Origin of the sequence: Aeromonas sp. WP2-W18-CRE-05 (assembly GCF_014168615.1) — a bacterium.
Taxonomy (GTDB): domain Bacteria; phylum Pseudomonadota; class Gammaproteobacteria; order Enterobacterales; family Aeromonadaceae; genus Aeromonas; species Aeromonas caviae.
In genome coordinates this window covers 2,307,547-2,323,020 of record NZ_AP021917.1, presented here as the reverse complement: position 1 = coordinate 2,323,020, position 15,474 = coordinate 2,307,547, and the positions used below count along the sequence as shown (strand labels likewise).

Here is a 15,474-nt window from a genome sequence, read left to right as displayed (position 1 = left end):
ATCTTCCTCTCGTCATCTGCAATGGTGCATCACTATCACAACTTCACCGAAGTGGCGCAAGCCCCATGATCCCGCCCCAGTGCACGAGAAAGCCCACGATGGGCAGGCCTCAGGCCACGACCCCAGGCAGGCTTGTCGCCATCGCTGCCAGCCGGGTCAGGATCTGCGCGAAGGTGGGTCGCCGGGAAGGCACCTCAAAGCCGCACTCCCCAGCCAGTCGATGAAGGGGGTCAAGGTCGGCGTCCCCCCCATCACAGCGCGCCAGCAGCTCGGCCAGCAGGCAGCCAAAGGCCCGCACTTCCAGGCGCTCCAGCCGCCCGGCCAGCACCTCATCGGCGCGGTCGTAACAGGAGGCGGCACCAAAGTCACCGAGCAGCACCCGGCCCGGTGCCTCCTGCGACGAGTGAGGCATCGCGGGCTGCAAGGAGTACAGCAGGTTGTGTGCGTAGAGATCGCCGTGGAGGATGCCCCGCTCGTGCAGGTGCCGGGCGGCCGCAGCCACCCCCTGCACCATGGCCATCACCTGGGCCGGGGTGAAGTTCAGATCCACCCCATAGACATCCCGGGTGCAGGAGTCCAGGCTCGGGGGGCCCGCCAGGGTGGCGAAGGCGGGGTCTATCAGGGGCATCACCAGTGCCGAGATGCCGGAGGGATGATCGCTCACTCTCCCCATCACACCGACCAGGTTTGGATGACGACCGGCGGCCAGGGATGCAGTCATCTCGCTCAGGGGCAAGCCATCGCTGGTGACGGCCCCCTTGAAGAGCTTGACCGCCACCGCCCCGGGCCCTTCAGCCCTCGCCCACTCGGCGCGATAGATGACGCCGGATGTCCCCTCCCCGAGCACATCCCCCAGTGAGATCGCCTGCCAGGGGATCTCGGTAGTGAACTCCGATGTGCCGTTCAGACACGCCTGTTCATCACAGAAAGGGTTGCCCGCAAAGGCCAGCCAGGACAGACGCGGCATCGAGGGCAGCCAACTCGGCAACGCAGGCAGGCGGTTGGCGGCGATGCGCAAAAGCTCCAAACGGTGGCAACCGGCAAGCGTCTCGGGAAGCTCATGTAGCCGGTTGCCAGAGAGCATCAGCTTTTGCAGATCAATGCAGCGCCCCAATTCTCCAGGCAGTGTCTCTATCTCGTTGTCGGTCAGGATCAGCCAGCGCAATCTGGCGGGCAGGGAGGCGGCCGGAACGGTCGCGATGCGGTTGGCCTTGAAGCCCACCATGGTGAGCGCAGGGCAGCGCCCCAGCACCTCGGGCAGTTCGGTGAAGTTGTTCTCGGAGCAGAAGAGGATGCGCAGCTTCTTGCATTCGGCCAGCGCGTCAGGCAACTCGCTCAGCTGGTTGCCGGTGAGATCCAGCACCTCCAGGGTCTCCTTGAGGCTCAGGATCTCGGGAGGGAACACCGCGAGGTTTTCAGCAAGTTTGAGGTGGCGGGCGCCGCAGAGCTCGCCTGCGCGAAGCTGTTCCAGGGTATGCATGGGATCGTCTCTATCAACATTCGGGCTTGCGGTGGCTCACTGCGGGACACTCCCCCCAGACCACAAAGGAGGGGCATTATAGGGAATGACGGCCAAAGATGGCCGATTTTCTTGCAACGCCTTCTCTTGCAAAGGCCCCCCATCGCCACACTCCCGCTCCCCGTTGCCATGAACCATTCCGGTCGCGCGCTTGGGAGGTTGATCATTTGGTTGGCGCCATATAGTATGGCGCCATACAAAGTCATTCGAGACTCACCATCATGATCACGCTGGAACAGAAACACCTCGCCCTGCTCGAGGATGCAGAGCGCCGCGGACACGCGGACACCCAAAACATGCGCGTCTGCTTTGAGGTGTTGACCCTCGCCGCTGCCATCGATCAGGCGTGCGCGGCGCGCCTGGCCCCTCACCGCCTCTCCGAAGGCAAGTTCGTGCTGCTGTTTTTGCTGCGCGACCTGCCAGAAGGGTTGGCCCCCCACGAGCTTGCCGACAAGGCGGGGGTCACACGGGCCACCATCACCGGCCTGCTCGACGGGCTGCAACGGGACGGCCTGTTGGCTCGCCACAGCGACAGCCAGGACAGGCGAAAGATCTCGGTGCGCCTGACAGAGCAGGGCCAGGCCCTGGCGCAGCACCTGCTCGATGAGCACAGCCAGTGGATAGGCTCCCTGTTTGCCGGGTTCGATCAGGCAGAGCGAGAAACCCTGAGCGCCCTGCTCAAGCGGGCCTGGCTCAACGTCATCTCATCCCGGGCAGGCTGTACTAAGGCCGCCACAGAGGAGCACCCATGACACGCAGCCGCATCACGGATATCGCCCCCTCACGCCTCGCCCAGCTCAATCGGGGAGAGGCTGAGGCAAGCAACCTGACCGAATGTCTGGCGGTGGATTTTGCCGCCCTGATGCAGTGTACCCTGCCTTCGCTCGGGCCCCAGGCGCTGGCGTCGATGCACGCCGCATCCGGGGAGGGCATTACCCGGCGCATGGCGCTGGCCGCCAGGCTGCTCCTGGCCGAGAACGGCACGAGGGATCTTGCGGCGCTCAGCCGTCATCCCTCCGATACCGTGCGGGGCTGGGCCTGTTTCATGGTGGGCGCGAGCGAGGGGCTGTCGCTCAGCGACCGCCTGGCCCTCATTCGCCCCCTCGCCGATGACTCTCACTTTGGGGTGCGCGAGTGGGCCTGGCTCGCAATGCGCTCGACCATTGCTGCGCAGCTCGAGGTGGCCATTGCCGCCCTGGTGCCCTGGACGGCGGAGCCGTCCGAGCGGCTGCGACGCTTTGCCAGCGAAGCGACCCGGCCCCGCGGCGTCTGGTGTACCCATCTTGCGTCCCTGCGACAAGCGCCGGAGCAGGCCCTGATGCTGCTCGAGCCCCTCAAGGCCGATCCCGCCCCCTATGTGCAGGACTCCGTTGCCAACTGGCTGAACGATGCGAGCAAAGACAGGCCACAGTGGGTCACTGACCTCTGCGCGCGCTGGTCTCGCGAAAGCCCCAGTCCCGCGACAACCCGGATTTGTCAACGCGCCTTGCGCACCTTGCGCAAGGGCAAACTCCCGAAGGAACCCCTATGACCCACTATCTGGCAGAGCTCTACACCCCCACTCCCGCCTGGCTGGCACTGAGCCAGACGGCCCGTCAGCAGTTCTTCGAGGCCATTGGCACAGGCATGGCCAACCTCGCCGCCCTCGGGGTGGAGCCCATCGCCCTGGGCGAGATCGATGCTGCCACCCTCCATGGTGCGCCCCACCCCTTCTTCGCCATCTGGCGCGGGCCGGATGCCGCAGCCATCGATGCCCTCGTCCAGGGAATAGCCGCATCGGGCTGGCACGACTACTTCGAGACGGTCAACGCTACCGGCGCCGGTGTCTCCCTGGGCCAGCACCTTGCACAGTTGGCCGCCCTGCCCTGCGCCGCCACAACCAGCCCCGCCCTGGCCTGATAACCCCTAAAAGAGGGTTATCCCACCAGGCTTTGCGTCAGTGCCGCCGACACCGGTGGCACTGTTTTCCATGCCCTGCCCTTGCAGACCCAGGTCACCACCACCTGGGAAAGCGGCGCCACAGCCCCGCTCCCTTCTCACTTCCTTCCCACTCCCTTCATAAAACGCTGATATCTCCTGATGCCGTGATGGCCCATCGCCGATGGCACAAGTGAGCAAGATCCGGGTCGTCGTGACAAAGGTTCGCCGCCATAGTGCTTTCAAACCAACAGTGCTTTCGACCCCCCCCAAAGCTTTGAACCAAAGGAGGTTTGAACCAGGAGGGGGGTTGAACCCATCCACTTGTCTGCCAACCCTGCATGAGCGTCGCCACCTGGCGCCATGCACATCTCGCGAGGGAACTGCCATGTCATTACTGCCCAACAAGGTCGCCATCATCACCGGCGCCAGCTCCGGTATCGGCCGCGCCAGCGCCATCCTGTTTGCAAGGGAGGGGGCCAGCGTCGTCGTCGGCGCCCGCCGCCAGACCGAGCTGGATCTGCTGGTGGAGGAGATCCGCCATGAGGGGGGGCAGGCGGTGAGCCTGGCGGGAGATGTGAAAAGCGAAACCTATGCCCGCGCCCTGGTGGATCTCGCACTGACCCGTTTCGGCGGACTCGATATCGCCTTCAACAACGCCGGCACCACGGGGACACCGGGCAGCGTGCCGGGGCTTGAACTGGCGCAGTGGCAAGAGACCCTGGATACCAACCTCACCAGCGCCTTTGTGGGGGCCAAGTACCAGATCCCCGCCATGCAGGCACGCGGGGGCGGCTCCCTTATCTTTACCTCCACCTTCGTCGGCCATACCCTGGGGCTGCCCGGCATGGCGGCCTATGCCGCGAGCAAGGCGGGCCTCATCGGCCTGACCCAGGTGCTGGCCGCCGAATATGGGGCACAAGGGGTGCGGGTCAACGCCCTGCTGCCGGGGGGCACCGACACCCCCATGGGGCGGGCCTTTACAGATACACCGGAGAGTCTCGCCTTTGTGCAGCATATGCATGCCCTCAAACGGCTGGCCCAACCGGAGGAGATCGCCCGCTCGGCCCTTTATCTCGCCTCCGATGCATCCAGCTTTACCACCGGCATTGCCCTGCTGGCCGATGGTGGGGTATCTATTTGTCGCACATGACCTTGTCGCACCCAAGATACTGCGGCTGCCAACTTATCGTGAGAGCGCCTTATGTCTGATTACGCCCGCATCGCCGATGCCATCCGTTTTATCGCAAGCCAGGTGGCGCGCCAGCCCACCCTGGACGAGATAGCGGCGCACGTTCACTTAAGCCCCTTTCACTTCCAGCGGCTGTTCAGCCGCTGGGCCGGGGTGACGCCCAAACGCTATCTACAAGTGCTGACTCTGGAGCGGGCGAAGGCGCTGTTGCAGGAGTCGCGCCCGCTGCTGGAGGTGGCCGATACCCTGGGCCTGAGCAGCGGCTCGCGGCTCTACGATCACTTCGTGCAGCTCGAGGCGGTGACGCCGGGCGAATACAAACAGCGCGGTGCCGGGCTGGTGATCGATCACGGGGTGCACGACACCCCCTTCGGCCAGGCGTTCGTCGCCCTGACCCCGCGGGGGGTGTGCAACTTCTCGTTTCTCGATGACCAGACCCCAGAGGCGCCCCTGGCCGCCCTCGCCCAGCACTGGCCTGCGGCAGAACTGCGAGAAGCGCCCTCACGCACCCAAAGCGTCATCCACACCATGTTCGATGGCAGCAAGACGCCGGATCGCCCCCTCTCCTTGCACGTGAGCGGCACCAACTTTCAGATCAGCGTCTGGCGGGCGCTGCTCGCGATCCCGCCCGCCAAGGTGGTGAGCTACGCCCAGGTGGCGAGCGCCGTCGGCAATCCCAAGGCCGCCCGCACCGTGGGGCTGGCGGTGGGCGCCAACCCCATCGCCTTGATGATCCCCTGCCACCGGGTCATCCAGCAAAACGGCAAACTTGGCGGCTATCACTGGGGCGAGACCCGCAAACAGGCGATACACGCCTGGGAAGCGGCGAGGTATGAGTGAACGCCTTGCACTTCATGTTCTGCTTGTTATGGGAAAAATCGAGCCTGCCTGGCCGCGAAGCGACATACCATCAAATATCCCCGGACAGTCGCCCGGCAATATCTGCGGGAATAATAGGGAAATGGAGGAGGAGAACTCCCCCTTCTGTTGTTTTGTCATGGGACATGGTTGCGTTCAGCCTGTTCCGGGAACACAAGGATATTGAAAGCAAAGAAAAGAAAAGAAAAGAAAAGAAAAGAAAAGAAAAGAAAAATTCAGTATGGCTAGCCCCAGATCATGAATACCTTGAATACTCATAATTCTTGTCTATCTAGCCTAACTACAAGCCTAGGCGGCGCACGCTTCTGGTTCGTTTGCTGGGAGCGATTGTTAGCTGTTTACCGTTCTTTGCGCAAAGAACACTGGTACGGCGAAAGAAATCTTGGATTGTTCAGCGTTATCACTAGCAATGTTCCCTCGCAGTTTTCCGTTCACAATAGCGCTTAGTACGCTGATTGACGCTTCACTGCCTGTTTTTTCCTCAACACTTACAGCAATTTCAAAATTAACGTTCTGAAAGCAAGAAATATGCTCAGGGACTTCCATGTTTTCATATTCAGGAATATGAGGCGCAACCGTACCCACGTGAGTTCCTGCCACCTTTTGTTGGGCTTCGTTTACTCCCTGAAGGATTTCCTCAAGTGCCTTTGAGACAAATTGCTTAAGTTCCATATTTATTTCCACCGGTAACTTTAACGTCTTGCGCACCGAAAAAGTTACCGGAGTATCGAGTGACTTTTCCGAGTGTAGCAATTCGTTATGCCCTTGACCTTATAAGCTCAGCGATTTCAGCCGCAATTTCATTGATAGTGTGAGTTGCAGTGCTCCTCGCAACTTTATCAGCCAGAGAAGGACTATAATCAACAACTTGCTGTTTTGTAATGTTATGCCAGATTGGCAATAGGACCTGCTCTCCGGAGACTGTCCGCGTAACGATGCCGTCTAATTCGTAATTGGTCCAGCCCTTTGAAATAAATGAAGGGGAAAGAACTACCAACCCAACACGACTATTAGCTAAGCCTTTGTCTATTTTTTGCCTTAGGCTATCCCCAATCCTAAGCGTCATTTCGTCGTACCAAACATTCAGTCCTTCATTTATCAGTGCAGTGGCAAGAGGTCTCACAAAATCATCTTTATCTTCTGACGCATGAGAGATGAATACATCATGGGTCTCTCCACCAGTTTCCGCAGGTGTTAGAAGATTGTCACGCACCAAACTAGGCACTTCAGAAAGTGGACGCTCTTGGATTTCTGGCAAAGCTCCCGGAACGACACGAACAGCGCGAATTCAACTTCGAAGTGCGACACTCGCCTATGCCGCCTGACGGTACTCTTCGAATACCTTGACAGGCTGCCTGAATCCGAGACATTTCCGAGGTCGTAGGTTGAGCCACTGCTCCGCTCTCCTGACATCCTCGTCCGTGACCTCTCTCAGGTCTGTTCCCTTTGGGATAAACTGCCTCAACAGCCCATTGCTGTTCTCGTTCAGACCGCGCTCCCACGAAGAGTAAGGGTGCGCAAAGTAAGTCTCGGCACCCAGCGCTTCCTCTATCGCCTTGTGTTCGGCAAACTCGCCGCCGTTGTCAAAGGTGATGGTATGCACCTGCTCGATGTAGGGCGTTAACATCTCGATTATCGCATCCCGCACCACCCCAGCCTGTTTGCTCGCGACCCGCTTGACCAGATAGAGCCGGCTCTTGCGCTCCACCAGGGTGACCAGTGCACCTGTGCCTTGCTTGCCCAGCACCGTGTCCGCCTCCCAATCACCGAGCCGCTCCCGGCTATCGACGATAGCCGGCCGTTCATCAATAGAGCGGGCTTCCTTGATGGGAGAACGCAGGCTGCTCGCCCCCTTGCGGTAGCGCTTGTGGCCCTGGCGCAGATGGCGGTACAACTGGCCACCCCGGGCTTTGTCGGCGGCCACATGGCGGTATATCCACTCGTGACTCACCATGAGGCCTATCTGCTTGCCCACCGCGCTTATCTGCTCCGGGCTCCACCACCAGGCGAGTGTCAGCTCGACAAACTGGATGACATCGGCAGATAGCCGAGATTTGGCCGCACTGGCCCGTCGGTGGGTGGCGTGCTGATGCGCATTGTCTGGCTGGTAGCCCTGCGGCCCGGCGTTACGACGCAGCTCCCGGTAGAGGGTGGAGCGATGAACGCCAATGGCGCGTGCGGTGGCAAGGATGGACATCCCCTGTGCGCGAAGCACCGATAACTGGTATCGTTGCCCCTCGGTCAACTGCTGATAGCTCATGGTGATACTGCTTTTACTTTGGCGAGCAGAAGGGTACCACCAATCAGCAGTTGGCCACCTCTCGCCATTCATCCATGAGTGTCGCACTTATTATCTGAATTCCCGATCCAGCTCGGCCCCCAGGGTCACCTTGGCGGTGACGCTCCAGTTGCCGTTGCTCTCCACCAAATCCAGCTCGGCCCGCAGCACCTCGCGGCCGTCCGCGCTGGTCCCCACCAGCTCGCCGTTGGCGTCCAGGGTGAAGGTAACCGGGCTGCCGTGGCTGCTGTACTTGCCATCCAGGCTCTGCTGAATGGCGGCGATATCGAATTTGAGGCTGCTCGTGTCGAGCGCATCAGCCCCGTGGCTCACGGTGAAGCTCATGTGGCTCACCACATCCTTCGCCCCCTGGTTCGCCTCCGTCATCTCGGTGCCGGTCACGGCGCTGATGACCGGATTGGCCCCGTCGCCGATGGCCACGGTCAGGGTGGAGGAGACGGTGTCTCCGTCACTGTCGGTCAGGGTGAAGCCCGCCTTGAGCAGACTGTCTGCACTCCCCTGATCCAGCGGCTGGTTCAGGGTGAAGACGTAGTGACCGTTCTGATCCAGCGTCAACGTGAAGACGTTCTGGCCGTTGACAGCGCCGCTGATGCTGTTGCCGCTGACACTGATGACCACGGGCTGGCCACCGCTGGTGAGCCCCTGCAGGCCGGGCTGGCTGGCATTGAATGCGATGTTGACCAGAGGGTCGGCCCCGGCGGTGATGGCCAGATCCCCGGTGAGGGTCTGGGCCGCGCTCCAGTCGCTGTCCTCCACCAGGGTGAGGGAGACGGGGTCGACCTGGGGCAGCACGCCGTCGGTGATATGAATATTGAGGGTGCCAAGGTTGCTCTTGTCCCCGTCAAAGTCGGTGCCTTGCACCTGCAGCCCCAGGTTGACGCTGTTGGTGCTGACCGGTTGATCCAGCACGCCGTCGAGCACCACCTGGTACTTGCCATCCAGCCCCAGGGTCACGGTCAGAATGGTCTTGCCGCCCGCATCCAGCAGGGTGATGACGTTGCCGTTGACCTGATAGTGGGTCGGCTGGCCGCCGCTGGTGAGGCCATTCAGGCCAGGCTGGTTCGCCTCGAAATTGAGCGACACCAGGCGATCGCTCCCCACGCTCACCGGCAACTGGCCATCCAGGGTCTGGCCCGAGGCCCCTTCCTGCAAGGTGACCCCGCTGTCGATGCCAAGGTGAGGATCGGCGGCATCGGTCACATGGATGACGGTATCGCCCTTGCTGACGGTGCCATCGCTGTCCGTCACCTGCATGCCGACACGAATATCGAGCCTGTCGTTCGCGCCGTGATCCAGGTTGGTGTGAGTCACAACCTGATAATCGAAATCCACCTTGGTGTGTGCCGCGACGCTATCGGGCACATTGGGCAGGGTCACTCTCAGCACCAGGGTGCCGCTCGCAGTCACTGCCTGGAAGCTGTGGCCGTTGCTGCCCGGTACGACCTGCCAGGTGAGGGTCTCGCCATTGTGAGTGACGGGATTGCCGTTGATGTCCATGACCTGACCGCTCAGGACCAGGCGCACATCGACGATGGGATCGGAGTAGGCCTGTACCGTCACCTTGCCCGTGATGAACTGATCGTCGGCGGTCGCACCATTGGCGGCGCCATCGAAGCGCCCCTCGCTCAGGGTCACGCTGTCGATGGTCACCCCGTTGACGATCGGCCTGACGCCTTCGCTGATGGTGATGTCCAGAGTGCCCGTGGTGCTGTCGTTGTTGCCGCCCCCCTTGTCACTGTCAATGATGTCAAGCTTGAGGGGCAGACTCGTCTTACCGTCACCGCCGCTCTGGTGCACCCCCTGATAAAGGGTCACCTTGTAGTCGAATGTGTTGCTGGCGGCATTGTCCAGCTTGCCCACCAGTTCGACCTGAAGCACCTCGACGCGCACGCCGTTCACGTCCACATAACCCTTGAGGATCTGGTTGCCCGAAATGGCGGGATCCCCGTCCACCAGTTCGTATTTCACCTGCTGACCCAGTGCCATCAGGGGGGGCTGGGAAGCCGGATCGGCGAACGAGACCTGACTCACCCGATCCGACCCCGCCTCCAGGGTAAAGTGTCCCGTTTCCGTCAGGGTGTTGCTGCCATCGAGGCTGCTCTCGTTCAGATCTACCCCGCTGCCCGCCACGAAGTGCGGTGCATGACCATCCTTGATGGTGAGCGGCAAGTCGGTGGAGACCCTGTCTCCGTCCTTGTCGGTCAGGGTGACGGTGAGCGGCAGGTCGAGGGATTCGCTGCCCTGGTGATCCAGCTCGGCCCCCAGGGTCACCTTGGAGGTGACGCTCCAGTTGCCGTTGTTCTCAACGAGGCTCAGCTCGGCCCGCAGCACTTCGCGGCCGTCCGCGCTGGTCCCCACCAGCTCGCCGCTGGCATCCAGGGTGAAGGTCACCGGGCTGCCGTGGCTGCTGTACTTGCCATCCAGGCTGCCTTGTATGGCCGCGATGTCGAACTTGAGGCTGCTCGTGTCGAGCGCATCAGCCCCGTGGCTCACGGTGAAGCTCATGGCGCTCACCACCGCGCAGTCCCCCTGGTTCGCCTCCGTCATCTCTGTGCCGGTCACGGCGCTGATGACCGGATTGGCACCGTCTCCGATGGCCACGGTCAGGGTGGAGGAAACTTTATCTCCGTCACTGTCGGTGAGGGTAAAGCCCGCCTTGAGCAGGCTGTCTGCGCTTCCCTGATCCAGCGGCTGGTTCAGGGTGAAGACGTAGTGGCCGTTCTGATCCAACGTCAACGTGAAGACGTTCTGGCCGTTGAGGGCGCCGCTGATGCTGTTGCCGCTGATGGTGATGATCACAGGCTGGCCGCCGCTGGTGAGCCCCTGCAGGCCAGGCTGGCTGGCATCGAATGCGATGTTGACCAGGGGGTCGGCCCCCGCAGTGATGGCCAGATCCCCGGTGAGGGTCTGGGCTGCGCTCCAGTCGCTGTCTTCCACCAGGGTGAGGGAGACGGGGTCGACCTGGGGCAGCACGCCGTCGGTGATATGGATATTGAGGGTGCCAAGGTTGCTCTTGTCCCCGTCAAAGTCGGTGCCTTGCACCTGCAGCCCCAGGTTGACGCTGTTGGTGCTGACCGGTTGATCCAGCACGCCATCGAGCGCCACCTGGTACTTGCCATCCAGCCCCAGGGTCACGGTCAGAATGGTCTTGCCGCCCGCATCCAGCAGGGTGATGACGTTGCCGTTGACCTGATAGTGGGTCGGCTGACCGCCGCTGGTGAGGCCATTCAGGCCAGGCTGGTTCGCCTCGAAATTGAGCGACACCAGGCGATCGCTGCCCACGCTCACCGGCAACTGGCCATCCAGGGTCTGGCCCGAGGCCCCTTCCTGCAAGGTGACCCCGCTATCGATGCCAAGGCGGGGATCCACACCGTCGCTGATGGAGACAACCAGGTCGGCGCGGGTCTCGTCGCCGTCTATCTCCTTGGCGGAGACGGTGAGCCCGAGGGAGAGCTGGTCGCTGCCCTGGTGATCCAGAGGCCCATTGAGGGAGACGGTGACATTGCCGTCGATATCACTGCCATGTTGGCTGGCGGTCAGCTCGGCCTTCAGCACCTCGACCCGCTTGCCATTCCCATCCAGGTAATAACCCGTCAGCAGGCGATCACCGGTGAATTCGAAGGTCAAGGCGTGGCCGTCGCTGCTGATGCCGCTGCCGTTGAGACGGGCCAGGGTTGCACTCTGATCCGCGAAGACGGCACTTGTTGCCACCAAGGGATCGGACTGATGGCCCACCACGAACTGGCTCTGTCCCACCACCGCCGCCGGATTGGTGAAATCATCCTCCGTGAGGCTGATGGGGGCGATGGTGAAGTCCGGTGGTGTGCTGTCCACCAGGTTGACGGTGAGATTGGCGCTCACCAGATCCCCGTCGCTGTCGCGGTACTCCAGGGCAAAGGGCAGGCTCAGGCTATCCTGGCCGTGATCCAGGCTCTGGTTCCAGACGATGCGATAGCTGCCGTCGTTGGCCAGGGTCAGGGTGAAGACGGTCACGCCCCCCGCGCTGGCGGTGAGGGTCTGGCCGCTGACCTGGTAGGCGAGTGCCGTCCCGTGGCTGGTCAAGCCAAGCTGATTGAGGGCACCTTGATCGGCGGCAAAACTCACCTGCAGGTTGCCATCAAGCCCGGCTCCGGTGTGCAGGGATCCGGCGGCACTCACCGGCCCCTTGGCGAGATCCGCCTCGGAGAGGGTCAGGGTATCGCTCTGACCGATGAGAGGAGCCCCGTCGATCACCCGGTTGCCCGCCAGATCCGTCACCTCGGCGCGTACCTCGTAGGGGCCCTGGATGCTGGAGAGATCCAGGCCTCCCAGTTGCCAGCGGCCGTCACTGCCCACCAGGGCACTGCCGCTGAAGAGGGTCTGGCCATTCTGGCCAATCAGGGTGATGGTCACCCGCTGCCCCGCCTCCACGTCCGTGGTACTGCCGCTCAGGGTGACCTTGTCATGGCCGAGGATGCTGTCGGTATCGAGATCGTCGATGTCGATGGCGGCACGGGTATCCACCGTCACCGTCAGGGTGTCGCTGGCCCGGTTGCCCGCGATGTCCACCGCATCGACGCGAAAATCATGGGCGCCATCGGCCAGAGTATCGGGGATCTGATATTGCCAGTTGCCGTTGCCATCCACGGTGAGCACGGCCATCACCTTGCCTTCCAGGGTCAGGGTAACGGTAGCGCCAGGCTCCCCCTTCCCTTGCAGAAGTGGTGTGGTGTCGCGGGTCAGATCATCGGTCTGGCTGGTGCCGGTGTCGCTCTCGTCCGCCAAATCCAGGGTAATGGTGGTGATGGTGTCGAGCAGGGTCTGGCCGGTGTCGCTGGCCCGGTTGCCGGCTGCATCTTGGGTATCGGCCTGGATGGTCAGGGGGCCGTCCACCAGCTTGCCGGTGACGTCGCCGAAGTTTGCCTCCCAGACGAAGCCGGGCAGCACCACTGTGGTGGTGGTCAGGCGATTGCCATCTTGGTCTATCAGGGTGACGGTGACGGTCTGGCCGACTTCCACGTCCTCGACAAAGCCGCGAATGATGACGCCGGTCGCCTCGTCGGCATTGATGATGTTGTCGTCGGTCTGGGGTTCTGTGATGGTGATGGCTGCCAGCAGATCCTGATCTTCGGCATAGAGCAACTCGTCGCCCGGCTGGCGCGCCTCATGGCCGGTGTCAAACCCCGCCTCGGCCAGGGTGTACTCACTGTTGAGATCCACCACCACGAAACCGCCGGCGCTGGAGCCGACCACGCCACCAGTGGTACCGGCCCCGGCGTTGCCCGCCGCCGTCTCTTCAAACAATTTGGTCGGGTCTGCCCCCTGGCGGATCGCCTCCTGGAGGCTCGCCAGCTCGGCATCGGCACCGGCGGGCAGTGCCGCCTCGGGCTGGGCGGGCTCGGGGCGTTCGCTGCCCGCCTCCGCCAGCTCCACCTGTCCGTCGGATTCGGTGAGCAGGCGCATCCCGGGCTCCAGTTGCATGCCAGGGGTCGCACGGCGCAAAGAGCCGTCCGCATCCATCACAAACACAGCGCCCTCCACCTTGGCAATAAGAGTCGGTTTATCGATTCGCAGCTCGGCCATATATCCTCCAACGGGTAAACACAGACTTCCCAGCACATGAAGCGTAAAGGGAAAGTCTCCGTGACAGGCGGCTATTTTACCGTCAATCACCCCCTATAACCCTTCGTCATTTTCGAAAATATCGAAAGTAAATGCCGCCAACCGCCCTATTAAATTCAATAAGACGCTACCAGGACGCGAATATGCTGGAATAAAGCCCTTAATTTCTCTTTTATAAAAATAGATGGCTCTCTTGGCACCCATTTCTACGACAGCTTCTGTCACAGAGCCCCTTGACAGGGGCCATGGGGATGGAAAACCGAAGCCTCCCCCTCACCCCTTCGCAAGCTTAATATTGAATTTAAATTCAACATCAGCAGTTCATTCTCTCTCTTCAGGCGGTGTATCTCTCCGCCGCCTCTCGCCCTTCCCCCCTAGCCAGCATGATGAACATCGTTTTTACCTATTTTCATCAAAAGAGAACGGGTGGAAATAACCCTCGGATGAGGTTCAATAATTCCACCTGGATCGCACTTTTGGCATCCCTCCATCCCCTCAATTGATCTAGCGCAACTCCCACGGGGATAAATGATTATCCATTTTACCCATTTGGTATTATTCCCCCGAGCAATTGCATAAACACCGATTTATATGCAGCCATCATGTACAGAACCTTAAGCGGCAAGCGAATTAATAATACCGTCTAACGTGTTGTTTTGCTTGGATTTTCTCTGCCTACTCTTTTTGCCGTTTTTGGATAAATACACCATTGCCCACTCCAACTTCTCTGTTATTTCCTGCCACGCACCATGGATGATGCTCGCCAATATCGGCATTAACCAAAGCGCGCTGTTTTTGGCAATCTTCAGCATCGATAACTCCGCGCTGCCAATCAGCGTCAGCGCCAGCCGACGTTTGACCAGCAAGGCCAGCAAACTAGCCCAGATCAAGCCTTCCGCTATCGCTTTTTGTCGTGTCGCGAACGCCTTCAACCGGTTATGTGATTTCAGCTCTTTGAACAACAGTTCGATCTGCCAACGGCAACGATACAATGCCATCACCTTCTCGGCTGGCCATCGCTCACGCGGAAGATTGGTCATCCATATACAGAACCGTTTTTCCTCTGCAAACCAACGTCTTATGAGTCGATATTTATACTTTCCCGAACTCACATCCAGATCCAGAACCTCGGCTCTGCAGCTTCTCCGATCGATATCCTTGAGCTTTTTTCCGAGTAACTTGGGCATTTCCCTGCCGTCCTGTCGGTAAGCTGCCTGTACTTTGGGATTGAGATTTTGACTCCCTCTGACCAGATAGCTTCCTTTGGCTTTGGTCACATCAGCAAAGTACTCGCGGCTGATGTAACCGGCATCCGCCAATAACAGTTTGTTATTTAACGAATTTGCGGCCGGAAGATGCTTGCGCTCCGATTCGGTATCCGCCGTGATACTCATCGATATCGGCGACTGGTCCAGCAAGGACATGGTCATATGACACTCTACCGCAGCGGGGCTGTGCTTATTGAATCGGCCCGGGAAATGTTCTGCCAATTGCGGATGTAACGCGAATGACGACCCGTCCTGCAGCAGTACCTGCTCAAAGCCTGCCAGTCCGTGGGCGTCCGGTAGACACTCCTTGAGGCGTAAGGCGATGGCTCGTTCAACCAGTGCGCGCATGAACAAGGGAAAACCCTGCTTGCGTAACTGGTTGTGAAAGGGTTTATACGCTATTTGGTCAGTATCATGGAGCTGCAACGCATTGAAATGGCGATGCAAACCAGCAATACCATCCACCTTGTCGCAACCAAGCCCTGAGAGCAGAGCCGGGAGTAGTCTCGCAGGCTGGATATCCCGGAGTCGCTGACAAAAACCGGTAAATTTACCGATCCGGTTGAGTTCAGAAGAGCTAAGAAGTTGCTTGAGGTACTGGGTTGCATTGATAATAGTCATGGCTTCGGGCGTGTCGGTTTTTTTTTGCGATTAAATCAGATCACAAACGAAGCCTTTTTTCTATCTATTTCAATTGGTTGTAGCTAAAGATCCTGTACATGATGCAGCCATAACAATGGATCGGCCTGCCATGCCCGTCGATGATGAGCACAGATGTCCACACCAAGATGGAACGGTC

General features: G+C 60.4%; 13 protein-coding genes. 6 read left to right on the top strand and 7 right to left on the bottom strand.

Translation table 11 applies throughout. The annotated features are described in order from the left end of the window. Positions 1-109: 109 nt before the first annotated feature. Positions 110-1,480 carry a leucine-rich repeat-containing protein kinase family protein gene (locus tag H7R73_RS10900; RefSeq protein WP_103260030.1) on the bottom strand — a complete coding sequence of 457 codons (1,371 nt, stop codon included), beginning with the start codon at positions 1,478-1,480 and terminating at the stop codon, positions 110-112. Positions 1,481-1,740: 260 nt separating this feature from the next. On the opposite strand from H7R73_RS10900, the gene H7R73_RS10895 reads away from it, so the two are divergent. The 6 genes from H7R73_RS10895 to H7R73_RS10870 all read left to right on the top strand — a co-directional run bounded on the left by H7R73_RS10895 (position 1,741) and on the right by H7R73_RS10870 (position 5,767). Next, positions 1,741-2,271: a MarR family winged helix-turn-helix transcriptional regulator gene (locus tag H7R73_RS10895; RefSeq protein WP_103260029.1), complete on the top strand. Its 531-nt coding sequence runs from the start codon at positions 1,741-1,743 to the stop codon at positions 2,269-2,271. Then, positions 2,268-3,050 (top strand): HEAT repeat domain-containing protein, encoded by a 783-nt coding sequence (locus tag H7R73_RS10890; protein WP_103260028.1) that lies wholly within the window; start codon positions 2,268-2,270, stop codon positions 3,048-3,050. The genes H7R73_RS10895 and H7R73_RS10890 overlap by 4 nt, the downstream gene beginning before the upstream one ends. Further along, the gene (locus tag H7R73_RS10885) at positions 3,047-3,418 is read left to right on the top strand and encodes a DUF6616 family protein (protein ID WP_103260027.1); all 372 of its coding nucleotides are present in this window, start codon (positions 3,047-3,049) and stop codon (positions 3,416-3,418) included. Before H7R73_RS10890 ends, H7R73_RS10885 begins: the two co-directional genes overlap by 4 nt. A 406-nt stretch (positions 3,419-3,824) precedes the next feature. Next, on the top strand, positions 3,825-4,589 hold the full coding sequence (locus tag H7R73_RS10880) for an SDR family oxidoreductase (RefSeq protein ID WP_103260026.1): 765 nt from the start codon (positions 3,825-3,827) through the stop codon (positions 4,587-4,589). Between the two features lie 51 nt (positions 4,590-4,640). Continuing rightward, positions 4,641-5,468 carry a bifunctional transcriptional activator/DNA repair enzyme AdaA gene (locus H7R73_RS10875; RefSeq protein ID WP_103260025.1) on the top strand — a complete coding sequence of 276 codons (828 nt, stop codon included), beginning with the start codon at positions 4,641-4,643 and terminating at the stop codon, positions 5,466-5,468. Further along, complete coding sequence (locus H7R73_RS10870) at positions 5,465-5,767, top strand: hypothetical protein (RefSeq protein WP_158657317.1); 303 nt, start codon at positions 5,465-5,467, stop codon at positions 5,765-5,767. The genes H7R73_RS10875 and H7R73_RS10870 overlap by 4 nt, the downstream gene beginning before the upstream one ends. A 70-nt stretch (positions 5,768-5,837) precedes the next feature. On the opposite strand, the gene H7R73_RS10865 is transcribed toward H7R73_RS10870, so the two are convergent. The 6 genes from H7R73_RS10865 to H7R73_RS10840 form a co-directional block, all read right to left on the bottom strand. Next, positions 5,838-6,179 (bottom strand): hypothetical protein, encoded by a 342-nt coding sequence (locus tag H7R73_RS10865; protein ID WP_158657316.1) that lies wholly within the window; start codon positions 6,177-6,179, stop codon positions 5,838-5,840. 85 nt (positions 6,180-6,264) lie between these two features. Then, positions 6,265-6,765 (bottom strand): toll/interleukin-1 receptor domain-containing protein, encoded by a 501-nt coding sequence (locus tag H7R73_RS10860; RefSeq protein WP_232092770.1) that lies wholly within the window; start codon positions 6,763-6,765, stop codon positions 6,265-6,267. A 54-nt stretch (positions 6,766-6,819) separates the two neighbouring features. Then, entirely contained in the window at positions 6,820-7,767 is a 948-nt protein-coding gene (locus tag H7R73_RS10855) for an IS30-like element ISAs2 family transposase (RefSeq protein WP_019706001.1), read from the bottom strand. Positions 7,768-7,857: 90 nt separating this feature from the next. Further along, entirely contained in the window at positions 7,858-13,368 is a 5,511-nt protein-coding gene (locus tag H7R73_RS10850) for a retention module-containing protein (protein WP_182951710.1), read from the bottom strand. Positions 13,369-13,461: 93 nt separating this feature from the next. Then, complete coding sequence (locus H7R73_RS10845) at positions 13,462-13,632, bottom strand: hypothetical protein (RefSeq protein ID WP_158657325.1); 171 nt, start codon at positions 13,630-13,632, stop codon at positions 13,462-13,464. A gap of 389 nt (positions 13,633-14,021) precedes the next feature. Further along, positions 14,022-15,296, bottom strand: a complete 1,275-nt coding sequence (locus H7R73_RS10840; protein WP_011191341.1) for an IS4-like element ISApu2 family transposase — start codon at positions 15,294-15,296, stop codon at positions 14,022-14,024. Between the last annotated feature and the right edge of the window lie 178 nt (positions 15,297-15,474).